The organism is Photobacterium sp. GSS17, assembly GCF_028621875.1.
GTDB classification, from domain to species: Bacteria; Pseudomonadota; Gammaproteobacteria; order Enterobacterales; family Vibrionaceae; genus Photobacterium; species Photobacterium ganghwense.
Window position 1 is genome coordinate 1196488 of sequence record NZ_CP117518.1, and the last position, 12692, is coordinate 1209179.

Annotated in this window: 11 protein-coding genes and 1 pseudogene; 5 read left to right on the forward strand and 7 right to left on the reverse strand. The window is 49.7% G+C overall.

Features of this window, described 5'->3' with window-relative positions; all coding sequences use genetic code 11:
• Positions 1–177 precede the first annotated feature (177 nt).
• Entirely contained in the window at positions 178–378 is a 201-nt protein-coding gene (locus PGW97_RS21895; RefSeq protein WP_047886072.1) for a hypothetical protein, read from the reverse strand.
• 552 nt (positions 379–930) lie between these two features.
• On the opposite strand from PGW97_RS21895, the pseudogene lhgO reads away from it, so the two are divergent.
• Positions 931–2127: pseudogene (gene lhgO, locus PGW97_RS21900) on the forward strand (L-2-hydroxyglutarate oxidase); the annotation flags it as partial.
• Between the two features lie 654 nt (positions 2128–2781).
• Here the strand turns inward: lhgO and PGW97_RS21905 are convergent.
• The 5 genes from PGW97_RS21905 to PGW97_RS21925 form a co-directional block, all read right to left on the reverse strand.
• On the reverse strand, positions 2782–3054 hold the full coding sequence (locus PGW97_RS21905) for a hypothetical protein (protein WP_047886073.1): 273 nt from the start codon (positions 3052–3054) through the stop codon (positions 2782–2784).
• A gap of 301 nt (positions 3055–3355) precedes the next feature.
• Positions 3356–4123, reverse strand: a complete 768-nt coding sequence (locus PGW97_RS21910) for a hypothetical protein (RefSeq protein WP_217391694.1) — start codon at positions 4121–4123, stop codon at positions 3356–3358.
• Between the two features lie 124 nt (positions 4124–4247).
• Positions 4248–4781 carry a molybdopterin adenylyltransferase gene (gene mog / locus PGW97_RS21915; protein WP_217391695.1) on the reverse strand — a complete coding sequence of 178 codons (534 nt, stop codon included), beginning with the start codon at positions 4779–4781 and terminating at the stop codon, positions 4248–4250.
• A 149-nt stretch (positions 4782–4930) separates the two neighbouring features.
• Entirely contained in the window at positions 4931–6379 is a 1449-nt protein-coding gene (locus PGW97_RS21920) for an NAD-dependent succinate-semialdehyde dehydrogenase (protein ID WP_273859822.1), read from the reverse strand.
• A gap of 265 nt (positions 6380–6644) precedes the next feature.
• Positions 6645–7463, reverse strand: a complete 819-nt coding sequence (locus tag PGW97_RS21925; protein WP_273859823.1) for a siderophore-interacting protein — start codon at positions 7461–7463, stop codon at positions 6645–6647.
• A gap of 455 nt (positions 7464–7918) precedes the next feature.
• Here PGW97_RS21925 and PGW97_RS21930 point away from each other — a divergent pair, with 455 nt between their 5' ends.
• Both PGW97_RS21930 and PGW97_RS21935 read left to right on the forward strand, forming a co-directional pair.
• Positions 7919–8353 carry a MarR family winged helix-turn-helix transcriptional regulator gene (locus PGW97_RS21930; protein ID WP_273859824.1) on the forward strand — a complete coding sequence of 145 codons (435 nt, stop codon included), beginning with the start codon at positions 7919–7921 and terminating at the stop codon, positions 8351–8353.
• A gap of 209 nt (positions 8354–8562) precedes the next feature.
• Positions 8563–9165: a GNAT family N-acetyltransferase gene (locus PGW97_RS21935; RefSeq protein WP_273859825.1), complete on the forward strand. Its 603-nt coding sequence runs from the start codon at positions 8563–8565 to the stop codon at positions 9163–9165.
• Between the two features lie 7 nt (positions 9166–9172).
• On the opposite strand, the gene PGW97_RS21940 is transcribed toward PGW97_RS21935, so the two are convergent.
• Positions 9173–9577 (reverse strand): NUDIX hydrolase, encoded by a 405-nt coding sequence (locus PGW97_RS21940; RefSeq protein ID WP_047886079.1) that lies wholly within the window; start codon positions 9575–9577, stop codon positions 9173–9175.
• A 258-nt stretch (positions 9578–9835) separates the two neighbouring features.
• Between PGW97_RS21940 and PGW97_RS21945 the strand changes: the two genes are divergently transcribed.
• On the forward strand, positions 9836–10759 hold the full coding sequence (locus tag PGW97_RS21945) for a M14 family metallopeptidase (protein ID WP_217391275.1): 924 nt from the start codon (positions 9836–9838) through the stop codon (positions 10757–10759).
• Positions 10760–11018: 259 nt separating this feature from the next.
• Positions 11019–12656, forward strand: coding sequence for a hypothetical protein (locus PGW97_RS21950; protein WP_273859826.1), 1638 nt, complete (start codon positions 11019–11021; stop codon positions 12654–12656).
• Positions 12657–12692 lie beyond the last annotated feature (36 nt).

Here is a 12692-nt window from a genome sequence, read left to right on the forward strand (position 1 = left end):
GAAGGGCCTCCGGGCCCTTTTTCGTGCGTCATAATAACTTGTTTTCCGCCGTTCACACTTCACTCTTAAGCACATCATCTCTGAGCGTCTTCTCGGTGCTTCTCCTGAGTCCTTTATTGCCTACTGACCGCACTTTCCATCTTTGGCTTCTCCTGTGCGTCCATTTCGGGTTAGCACTCAGTGTTTACGGCGCAATTTGTACAGTACCATCAGTAATACCGAGGCAACGGCAACCGTGGCAACCACAAAGATATACAGCAACATCTCTCCGTACTGACTGTTATGAAACAGAAGGTAACCGCTATAAAACAACACAAAATACAGTGAAATCACAATGAACAGCTTGTACAGATGACTATCGTTCAGATTTCTTAACATGGCCGTATTCCCCCATACCGGATAATCCTTAGCGGGCTAATTTGAGTATGTGCGGCCTTGGTGTGACCTGCCAGGATGCTGTAACAATTTATGTCTGGACATACATTTTCCAGACAATGACCAAGCACCCACCACATGCTGATCTAAGCCCACAACCTGATATCCCCGTATTGCAATACGACCATAGTCACAGACTGATCCCAGTCTATTTATTCAACTATCAGCTGTTAGATTTCTCACAATTTCCTCATCGTTTTCCACGCTTTACCGCCTGACTCACCACAATAAAAAAACTCACGGAAAAGACCTTCAGTAAAGTCTAAGCAGCAGAATATATTAAGGATTTTAGAGAGTTTCAGGGAGCCCGCAACATGTCGACCACAGCGTTACTACTGATCGGAATCGGGCTGGTGATCAGAATCGCCGGAGTTGCTGTCTTTATCACACTATTTTTTATCACCCGACGGCATGATGCCTCACAGGTTTCGGCAGTATCTAAAGCAAATTCATAATGTTATGTCTTACAACTACTGCTGACAAAGAAGGATAACTATGGAACAGATTTACGATTACATCATTATCGGCGGCGGGATCGTCGGTATATCCACTGCGTGGCAACTGCAGCAACGCTGCCCGGATAAACGCATTTTGGTGGTCGAAAAAGAGGATACTCTCGCCCGCCATCAGACCGGACATAACAGCGGAGTCATCCATGCCGGGGTCTATTATGCGCCCGACAGCCTGAAAGCCACGTTCTGTAAAGAAGGCGAGCAAGCAACCAAAGCTTTTTGCCGACAGCATGACATCCCGGTAGAGGTGTGCGGCAAGTTACTGGTTGCGACCAATACCGACGAGTTGGCAAGGATGGATGCTCTGTACGAACGCTGTCTGGAAAACGGCATTGACGTAGAAAAATTGGATGAGGCGACGCTCAAGTCCCGCGAACCAAACATTACCGGGTTAGGCGCAATTTTTGTAGCGGCGACCGGTATTGTCGACTACCGTCTGGTCACTCAAAAAATGGCTGAAGCATTCGTAAGCCTTGGCGGGCGCATCGCCCGGCGGAGTGAAGTGATATCGCTGCACGAGTCTCCGGAAACGATTCAGGTTGGCTGTAAAAGCGATGGGCAGCCGTTTATGCTACGTACCCGCTTTCTCATCAGCTGTGCCGGATTAATGGCTGATCGAATCACCCGGATGCTGGGGCTGGATACTGATTTTCAGATTATCCCCTATCGCGGTGAGTACTACCGCCTGGCGCCACAACACAACAAGATTGTGTACCACCTGATTTACCCCATCCCGGATCCTGAACTGCCGTTTTTAGGCGTCCACTTAACCCGCATGATTGATGGCTCCGTCACTGTCGGGCCGAATGCCGTTCAGGGCTGGAAACGGGAAGGGTATGGGACGTTGAACGTGAGCGCGCGGGATATTACCGACATGGTGCGTTTCAAAGGTTTCTGGAAGGTCACGGCGAAACACCTGAAAACCGGTCTGACAGAAACCAAAAATTCCTGGTGGAAACCGGGTTACCTCAAACTGGTCAATAAATACTGCCCGCAACTGACGACGAAAGATTTACAACCCTATCCGGCGGGTATCCGCGCTCAGGCCGTATTGAGTGACGGTACTCTGGTGCATGATTTTCTGTTCGCCGAGAGCCCTCGTAGCTTGCATGTCTGTAACGCTCCCTCTCCGGCTGCAACGTCAGCCATCCCGATTGGTCGCTACTTGTGCGATAAGATTTTAACTGTGCAGCAGCCCGATACCACGTCTCACACACAGCAGGCAGGTTCAAAACCTGATTCAGACAGTACAGCTGATCCGTATGCTAAACACAATCAACACCGCAGTTCCATCTCTGGCCCTGACCAAAGCCAAGAGCAAAGCCAAGAGCAAAACACTTTGGAATCCCAGGAAGACACTAAGAAAAAGTCGGCGTCAATCCCTGCGTCATCGTAACCCTTAACGATTATTGGCCACGGCTTCTCGACTCGGCAGATAAATGATACAGCCCACACCGTCACCAACAGAGGCCCACAGAGATAGCCCGATCGGCTGTCTTTTCAGGGCCAATAACATGACAAAAGCACATTGCGCACAATCGTAGGGATGAGGGCTGAAGAGAAATCAGGCTAGAACGCGGCGTTGGAACGAGCTTATCTGCTGAGAAAAAAATCGAAACATAGTTCTTTGACCCAGAAAGGATTTAACAAAATATCAGCAAGTTTTACAAAAGTGATCATTGCGCATTTTTTGATCGAAACGTATGATTCGCGTGCTTCAAATATGTTGTTCCTTAATCGATTTATTGCTGCGCCTGTCTGGGAATTGACAGGCGTTTTTTTTATGTGCCGCATCCCAGGCTAAACATCATTAAGGAACAAACACGGGTTTTACTCAGTCCCACTGATCCCGCATCATCCAGGCACCGACAAAGAACAGAATTCCACCCGCAGAGACAATCATCTGATACTTGCTTTTCATTTCTGCAACGGTTTGTTCCGGTGAGACCTGCGCCAGCGCATCGGCGCCGCCTTTCATCATCACATCACCGACTTCCACGATCACATGGCTGCTGCCCAGTAATCCGGCAAACGCGACGCCACCACACATCAGTGACACCAATCCCAGCAACAAAGAAATATATCCCCATGTCCGTTTGAAATTCATTTCAGGCTCCTTTTTACATCTTGGAGAAGTCGTGCGTCGAACAGACTAATGGCAGCGAGAAAATATAAAGAAGGCAAGGTGACTTCAGCCATTAATCCGACAGACGCGGCTACCACAACAGCAATTGATAAAATTATGAAGAACACTCTATATGGATGTAACGACTAATGCAGGCAGGGATTAAATTTTTCGGAAGAATTTTGACATTGTCCTCATTTTTTTGATGAGGAATATCTGTACCGCGCCAAGATGGGTACAGATATTCAGACAGGAAAGAAAAGACTAACAGACGCGTGTTTTATTACATCAGGGTTTCATCAACCCAATAGCGCGATCCGGAAATACTGGCGTTCAGCAGTAACCCTTTTTCACCGATTTGATAAATGGCCATACCACCGTTGTATTTCGCGGTCATCCCTTTACTCTCATCCCCCGCTACGGCACTCACTTCAGAAGTCGCTTCCCAGCCATCTTTCACGAAATTTTCAAACGTCGCTTTATCTTCGAACAAAATGACTTGCTGATAAAACTTGCCGCCCAGCCCGGCAGCGAGACCGGCTCCAAACATTTTCATGTACGTACGTTCATCAGTTTCGCGATTAACCGCGACCCCTGCCCCTTGGTCGGTATGAAGCAAGAGTGAAAACTTACGAGAATCAAACACAGCGTAACCATAAGCCTGATCAAACAACAATTTTGCTGACGGTTGCTCGTTAAACAGCCTGACCAGTGCAGTATCAGACATCGTATCTAACGCCAGGCGTGCTTCTTCCGGCGTTTCCGGTTCCAACATGTCATCAAGTTTGGCATCTGCAGCATCCAGCCACTCTTTACTCTTCTTCACCGATTCATCTGTCCACTCACCCGCGGTGTTGTAGGCATCTTTTCCCCACTCAGACACAGAATCCCAGGTCTCTTTTGAGAAATCGGCCACATTATCCCAGGCTTTTTTGGAGCCTTCGCTAACTTTTTCTCCCAGCTCAGACGCCGATTTTTTGATTTCTTCCCAACTGGCATAAGCCGGAGCCGTCGCCAGAATCACCGTTAATGCGATAGGTATCATTTTCATGTTTCCTCCCCAGGGCGAAGATAAAGAATGCGTACACCCGGCCAGAATTTCACGGATACCCAAAGTGTTTTTGGGGATCCAGACAAAAAAGCCAGGCATTACGCCTGGCTTTCGGGAAACCTTGTTACTTTTGTTTCGGACGGAAAGGCTTAATGACCTCTTCGTTACATTCCAGGTATGGCCCTTCCATCAGGTCAATACAGTAAGGAATAGCCGGGAATACGGCATCCAGGCACTCACGAATCGACTTTGGTTTACCCGGCAGGTTGACGATCAGGCTGTCGCCACGCAGTCCCGCAGTCTGGCGGGACAAAATTGCCGTCGGTACGAATTTCAGCGACTCAGCTCGCATCAGTTCACCGAAACCAGGCATCATTCGGTCACACACCGCTTCGGTCGCTTCCGGTGTCACGTCACGTTTCGCAGGGCCAGTACCACCAGTAGTCACGATTAAACTACAGTCTAGTTCATCAGCCATCTTGATCAACGTGGCTTCAATAACGTCCTGCTCGTCTGGAATCACTTCGTAAACCGGTTCCCATTCAGAGACAAGATACTCACTCAGCGTATCAATGATTGCCTTGCCCGAAATGTCCTCGTAAACGCCCGCACTGGCTCGGTCACTTACCGTTACAATACCGATTTTTGCTTTTGTCATGCGTGATTCCTCAGGCTGTGCCTATTCAGTTTCCTGTAAAAACGGCCAGCAAGCACTGACCGTAATATCAAACAATTCCTAAGTGTAAGGAATATTGGCAGAGGGATAAACACTTTCCCTCTGCAAATGGCGACTTTAATACCAATGAGTTACAGGCCACCCATCAGGGTGTATTTGGTATCCATAAAGTCTTCAAGCCCCTGACGTGCGCCCTCACGGCCCAGCCCGGATTCCTTTACGCCGCCAAACGGTGCTACTTCGGTCGAGATTAGCCCTTCGTTGATGCCAACCATGCCGTATTCCAGCCGTTCACTGAATGTAAACGCGCGGGACAGTGACTGAGTATAAGCGTACGAGGCCAACCCTGAGTCGGTATGGTTGGCACGGCGAATCACCTCGTCATCATCGCTGAAACGGAACAATGCAGCGACCGGGCCGAAGGTCTCTTCACTGGCAATGCGCATATCATCTGTCGCATCCGTTATGACCTGGGGCGGGAAGAAATTGGTGCCTTCCGGCTGCGGCTCACCAAAGGCCAATGTGGCGCCTTTTGCCAACGCATCATCAATATGGCTCTGCACTTTTTCGACAGCAGCCTGATTAATCAGTGGGCCAATTTTCGCATCCGGATCAAAACCATCCGCCACTTTCAAGGCTTTGACTTTTTCCACCAGCTTCTGGGTAAATGCGTCATAAACGCGATCCTGCACATAGATCCGGTTTGCACAGACACAGGTTTGCCCCGCGTTGCGGAATTTGGCAATCATCACCCCTTCAACTGCCGCATCCAGATCGGCATCGTCACACACAATAAACGGTGCGTTACCACCAAGCTCAAGAGCCATTTTTTTCACCGTCGCGGCAGATTGCTCCATCAGCAATTTACCAACAGCCGTCGACCCGGTGAACGATATCTTCTTCACGACTTTGCTCTCAGTCAGTGTGCCACCGATGGCTTTCGCATCACCGGTCAACACGCTGAACAACCCGGCAGGAATGCCTGCGCGCGAGGCAAGCTCAGCCAGCGCCAGCGCGGTCAGAGGGGTATCCGGCGCCGGTTTCAGAACCACGGCACAACCTGCCGCAAAAGCCGGGCCGCATTTACGGGTGATCATTGCGGCCGGAAAGTTCCAGGGAGTGATCGCCCCGACAACCCCGACAGGCTCTTTGCTGACGAGAATTCGGGAATTAGGCTTGTGACTTGGAATGATCTCACCATAGGCACGCTTAGCTTCTTCCGCAAACCACTCAATAAAGCTAGCGGCATAGGAGATTTCACCCTTAGCTTCATTGAACGGTTTACCTTGCTCGGCAGTCAGAATCGTGGCCAGATCATCGGTATTTTCGACGATCAGATCGAACCATTTACGCAAAACGGCAGTGCGCTCTTTGGCTAATGTTTTTTTCCAGGTTACCATCGCTTTTTCAGCAGCATGAATGGCCGACAGGGTTTCATCCTTGCCCAGCACCGGAACGTGGGCTATGACCTTGCCGGTTGACGGGTTAATCACTGGCATAGTGGCTTCATCCAGAGCCGTCACCCAGTTGCCTGCCACCAGGCAGGCTTGTTTTAGCAAGCTGGTATCATTGAGTTTCACGATATATACCTTCATGGTTTGAAAAATCGTTATACGACAAGCATAAAAGGAATTTATCGGAGTTTGAACCGGATTATTCTCAGGGATTATGTAAACCGAACCACGGTTACAAAAATTGGTTCAGCCTTAAGCAATTTACAAACAATAACGCCGACGATTTACCCAGCCACATACCATTCCATACAATCCCGTACACATCCTCTTTGGCAGCTCGCCTCTGCCGTTCTTTCAGTCAAATCTTGTCATTGAATGTTGCTCTGCTCGGTTATAACGGATTAGCCTGTTTTTCCATACCAAACCGATCGGCATCCACACCGCGTTTCCAGTAACCCACCGCAAACATCTGATGCCGGGGAACACCAATCTCGTCCTGAAACAGATTCCGTAGCGGTCGTATTTCTCGCGCTTCGAGCCCCATGAACACAACCGTGTCGGTTGTTAAAGATTCCCGGAAACCTCTTACCGTCTCCACAAGTACATTTTCCTGGTTTTCCAATACCCAATGTAACCGGGTATTCGCCGACACTTCTAATGCCACCTTGTCTTCTTCATGCGGCACGATGATCACGGCATCAATGCTTGCTAACGGCGAAATACGCTGACTGTAAGCAGCCACTGCATTCAGGGAGGTAAGATCACCCAGTAACACGTAGCGAGGCGCGTCCCAGATATCCAGCTTTTTCGGTCCCGGTCCGGCAATGCCGACTTTATCTCCCGGCTTTGCCGTCTTGGCCCAGTTCGTTGCCGGTCCCTGATGGCGGTTAACGACAAAATCGAGCACCAACTCAGTGGTTTCAGGATCAAACGCCTGAATCGTGTAAGAGCGCATGGTCGGACGCGGTGTACGGCCAAGATCCAGCTCCGGTTCATCACAACCGGGATCAGGTAAAATCACTTTCACATACCCGCCCTCCTCACCGGCCGGGAGCGTGTGCAATGCCTCGCCCGCCACCGTGATGCGCTGCAAGTGGGGAGACAATGATTCCACGTTAACCACTTCGGCCAGTCGTGCACGAGGGCGGCGCGGAGTGGCGGCGGGTTGTCCTGAATCAGAAACTTGTGATGTATACGTAGCTTGCTTCATTTTCTCTCCTGAGGAACCTGTCGAGCATTCTGAGTATGCTGTGTCATGTTGCGCTTAAGCTGCCCCCACTATGTTCAGCAAACCTACCCTCTGGAACCGCTAAGCTCTTATATATGAGCTCTTGTATGTGAGATCTTATAAACAAGCTCTTAGACACAAGCTCTGATATATCCGCTCTGATGAACGTCGCTGCTGTAAAGACCTGTCTATAAAATTCGCAGTATGCTTTTGGGTGGAGAAAGCAATTTAGTGGTTTAAGCAACACGGAAACGGGCAGTATGAATTCAGTCACCTTTGTCATCATTCACAGAGAACGCCCCCATCAGGCATCCATTGCTGACAAATCGCACTGAAAGACTATTGTCCCGCCGGCACTTGGTTGATAAAATCAACTATATTGATTTTTGGTTGATAATGTCAACCATATTATGTGTTCACATTACTCAGGAGCCCCTATGAGCAATCAGTCCCTGCCTGATGTCGTCATGGCCCTCTCCCGTGGATATCGACTGAATATCCGCCAGTCAATAAATGCAAAAGCCTTAGGTTTGAACGGCATGCATGCCCAGTGCCTCAGGATCATTGCCACGACACCCGACTGTACGGCCAACCACATAGTCAGCATCATGCATCGAGACAAAGGGCAAATTGCCCGGCTAGTCAAAGAACTGATCACTATGTCACTGATTGAGAAGCACCCGAATCCAGCCGACAAACGCAGCCAGATTCTGACGTTTACCGATGATGGCCATGCGCTGATGAACAAGATCCACCTCGCCGAAAAACAATTGGATAAACAAATGTGCGAAGGATTGAGTACGCAAGACATCGACGCTTTCAAGCGAATATCTGCGCGAATGGTTGAGAACTTGCAGCGAGACGACGGATAATTCAGCAGGCGTGCAGGCGTGCAGGCGTAGGTTACACGTCCGGTTGTCTCTAGCGCCACATATGCACATACACTCACACAACAGGAAGAAATCGAGTATACTGGGCAGTATTTTCGTCACGCCGTTTTTGAATACCTGACAGCATGAGCGAATATTCGGTGCATGCTGCCTGAATAAAGGATTTCACAGTAAAAAGGGATGATACACAGATGAGAGACAACAAATGGCTTCAGGACATCGAACTTGAGTCCGAGACAGTCAAACTGATACCACTGCAACCTGAGCATGCCGATGCACTTGTCTCGGCCGCCTCTGATGGCGAGTTGTGGACGTTATGGTACACCAGCGTACCGAACCAAGTGTCAGTCAACCAGTACATAGATAAAGCGCTTACAGACAAACAAAACGGCGTGGCCCTGCCCTTCGTCGTGATTGAAAAGTCGACAAATCAGATCATTGGTTCGACCCGTTTCTGCAATGCCGATTTAATCAATCATCGGGTCGAGATCGGCTACACCTGGTATGCAAAGCGTTTCCAACGTTCTTCTGTCAATACTGAATGTAAGTTGTTACTGCTGAAACACGCTTTTGAGCAGCTTGAGGCAATCTCCGTTGTCTTTTGCACACACTGGCATAATCAGCAGTCCCGAGCCGCGATTGCCCGTTTAGGTGCCAAGCAAGACGGTGTACTGCGTAATCACCAGAAAATGAAAGACGGTTCCTATCGCGATACGGTTATCTTTTCCATCATCGATCAAGAATGGCCAGGCGTTCGTAACCACCTGACGCACAAACTATCTTCTCACCGCTGAGTACAGGCTATTTCCTCTGGCTAAAGGTTGCAGCAAGTCGCTGATACTCAGACAGCGCGATTCTGTCAGCATCAATACTGACAGGCGCGTTGTCTATGGCATACCAGTTCACTTCATCCGCTTCCAGTGCCTTCATGTCGCCCGACCAGGCATCAACAACGTAGTAGTGAATCAGTTGAAGTTCTGATGTCGGGTGGTACAGCGAACATAAATACCGGTACGATTCCGGCTTCACCGCCAGCTCTTCTTCCAGCTCTCGAAACAGCGTGTCGAGTTGCTTCTCCCCGCTTTCCATATGGCCGCCAGGAATACAGATCAATCCCGGATCACAAGCTTTCTCCATCGAGCGGGTTTCCAGCAAAACCTGCTGCTGATCAATCAGCAGAAAGGACACACATTCATGAACGTTCAATAGCTACACTCCTTGTTCGGGATAAGATATCAGTATGAAATCAGTGATGTTTAAGCTGAATCATGTCTGAGTTTTCCTCACAAAATAATGAGTGTAACGGGCAGAGTCAAAAAAGATTCCACAATCGCGACAATCGGATACCGGTCAGCGTTAAACGAAAGATCGCAGACTGTTACGGCTATGGGTAAAGTTTGCTTCCGATATCTTAGTCAATTATCCTGTGCTCAAAGGATCAACCCACACAAGATAAGGCCAATAATGAAAAGTTCGCATTCATACCCTATCGGCACACCAGGGCAGCCATGGGGCGACAAGGAAAAACAACAATGGTTTGAGCAGGTCACCATCAAACGCTCTTATCAGGAAGAAGTCGTAAGCAAAATTCATGCGCTGGAAAAGCGTTTCGATCTTTTCCAATATGGCGCCCTCAGTTACAACCCGGAAAAATATCCGCTGTTTGCCCTTAAAACCCGTCAATGGGATGAAAGCAAACCGACGGTTTTAGTGACTGGCGGTGTTCACGGGTATGAAACCAGCGGTGTACACGGTGCCCTGCAGTTTCTGGCTCAAGAAGCCGAGAACTACACCCAGCATTTCAACATTGTTGTAGCGCCTTGTGTTAGTCCTTGGGGCTACGAGACCATTAATCGCTGGAACCCGAAAGCCATTGATCCCAACCGTTCGTTCTACGAAGACAGCCCGGCAGAAGAATCTGCATCATTGATGAAGATGGTGAAAGAGCTGGGGACCGAGATTCTTGTTCACATCGATCTGCACGAAACCACAGATACCGATGAAGAAGAATTCCGCCCGGCACTGGCTGCCCGTGATGGTAAAGCATACATTGAAGACAGCGTTCCGGACGGTTTTTATACTGTAGGTGATACTGAAAATCCGCAGCCTGACTTCCAGAAAGCCATCATTGACTCGGTGCGTCAGGTTACGCATATCGCACCGCCAGATCAGGACGGCAACATTATTGGCAGCCCTGTGGTCCAGGAAGGGGTGATTAACTACCCGCTGAAAGCACTGAGTCTCTGTAACGGTCTGTCTGACTGCACGTACGGCACCACAACCGAGGTGTATCCGGACAGTGAGAAAGTAACACCGCAAGAGTGTAATGATGCTCAGGTTGCAGCCATTGTCGGCGGCCTGAACTACGTCATCGCGCAAATGAAGTAACTCGCGGTATAACCTGACGGCTCAGTTTAAATCTTGATTGTCGGCATGATGATCGGATTGAAGATACTCTGATTTAGCATTATCTGCTGAGCCGTTTTGCTGCTGTCCAATAAACCCGTACAATAAACCCTTAATGTCACGAAGCTGCGAACTTGCAGTCACTCATCTTGTTCTAAGATTTATCTGCATATAGACCTTGTTATCACCTGACCGCGTTGCCACGACAAACCAGAGAACAACACAGACCGGATGACAAACCATGCGCTCGCTGATTTCTGCCATTTTGCTGTTTAGCCTGCTTGCCTGTGTGACCCAGTCTCCGGTTGAACTGCTTAGCGACCTTGGCGAACCCAAGCTGGTCAGCTGTCATCACATGCTGAGCGATTTCAAACGCGAAGTGCGGCGCCAGCAGGTGCAGGATGCCCAAGTGGTGACGACTGACGCCATCCCATTTCTGGCTTTCGATCGCTTCAGCCAGTCCGTATTACTGGACGTCAAAACGCAAAAAGACAAAGAACAGTGGCTGACCTACACCGCACGGCTCGCGAAAGAACAACGGCATGCAGAGTTCCGTAATCTGGTCGCGAATCATTCATTCACACGTCTCTTTACCGCAAAGGCTAAGCACACCTTTGATCTCAACCAACTAGATAGCTGCGCTGATTCACTTACCCAAGCGGCGAAAAACTCATCATTGCGCGCATCGAAAAAGGACGAATTTTGGGATCACATTCGCTCATCCGCACCTCCCATCCCCTCAGATTACGAGCCCTGGCTGCGTATTCTTGGGGTTTATCCGGTGGCGGCCCGATTCGCCCATTCCAGCATCCTCAAAGAGCAGGTCCGTATCAAAGCCGGTTTCGATACGGCTTACGCTAGGGAGACAGACCACTCCCCCGCCTCAGACAGACCTCCGGGGGAAGAAAAAGTCATCACCTATCAACTATTTGATGACAATGAGAACCGCTTGAATCATGCGACCATCCAACAATGGTTTGCCGAGGCCCAGACCACGTCCTCCCTGAACTGGCCGCAACTTAGTCAGCAACAAATTCAGCGCTTGACCCACTATTATGCGCCGGACATTCGTATCGACACCCTGTCGGATGATGATCGCCCCGGCACCGTTGGCTATTTCACTACCCCGCAACCCGAAGTCGCCACCAACCGACCTGCGGTTTACCTGGGACACAGTTACACCCGTTTCCACCAGCAGATCCTCCTACAACTGCATTACAGCCTCTGGTTTCCTCGTCGTACCCCCCGACGCCCGGTGGATCCTTACGCCGGACCATTTGACGCAATACTGCTCAGGCTGACACTTAATCAACAGGGGGAACCCTTAGTGCTAGACAGCATTCACCATTGCGGCTGTTACCATATGGTCTTTAACCTTAACGACGCTCTCACCTTTGTTGAGACTCAACCCGGTACAGAAGTTCCTACCAGGCGTTCGGTGCTGCTCTCCGAGACATTACCTAAAGATACGCAGCACTTATCAGTGACACTGTCACATAGTGAGCACATGATCAAACATATAGACTGGCAATACAGGCAGACTAACCCAGACGCCGATCACCTTTCGGCACCCGCTACAGTCCACCTAGCCCCCCTTGCCTATCATCAGCTACGCAATTTGCCCGTTCCGGACTCTCTGATTCAAACAGGCTCTCATAAAAGCTTGTTTGATGAAAATGGCTGGCTGCTGGCCAGCGAACGACTGGAAAAAAGCTATTTATGGCCGTTTGGTATTCCCTCTCCCGGCATGATGCGCCAATGGGGTCACCATGCTACGGCTTTCATCGGGATGCGCCACTTTGATGACGCCCGGATGTTTGAATCGCTGCTTTCCTACCGCCATAGAAATCCTACTGCTTTTCAGACCGGGTTGCGGTAGGATAGCCGTCATTCAACACACAATCAGCCTGTTGTT

Coding starts and splice junctions, on each gene's coding strand:
- PGW97_RS21935 (WP_273859825.1), top strand. CDS start 8,563: ATGAGAGACAACAAATGGCTTCAGGACATCGAACTTGAGTCCGAGACA.
- PGW97_RS21905 (WP_047886073.1), bottom strand. CDS start 3,054: ATGAATTTCAAACGGACATGGGGATATATTTCTTTGTTGCTGGGATTG.
- PGW97_RS21910 (WP_217391694.1), bottom strand. CDS start 4,123: ATGAAAATGATACCTATCGCATTAACGGTGATTCTGGCGACGGCTCCG.
- PGW97_RS21945 (WP_217391275.1), top strand. CDS start 9,836: ATGAAAAGTTCGCATTCATACCCTATCGGCACACCAGGGCAGCCATGG.
- PGW97_RS21930 (WP_273859824.1), top strand. CDS start 7,919: ATGAGCAATCAGTCCCTGCCTGATGTCGTCATGGCCCTCTCCCGTGGA.
- PGW97_RS21925 (WP_273859823.1), bottom strand. CDS start 7,463: ATGAAGCAAGCTACGTATACATCACAAGTTTCTGATTCAGGACAACCC.
- PGW97_RS21950 (WP_273859826.1), top strand. CDS start 11,019: ATGCGCTCGCTGATTTCTGCCATTTTGCTGTTTAGCCTGCTTGCCTGT.
- PGW97_RS21895 (WP_047886072.1), bottom strand. CDS start 378: ATGTTAAGAAATCTGAACGATAGTCATCTGTACAAGCTGTTCATTGTG.
- mog (WP_217391695.1), bottom strand. CDS start 4,781: ATGACAAAAGCAAAAATCGGTATTGTAACGGTAAGTGACCGAGCCAGT.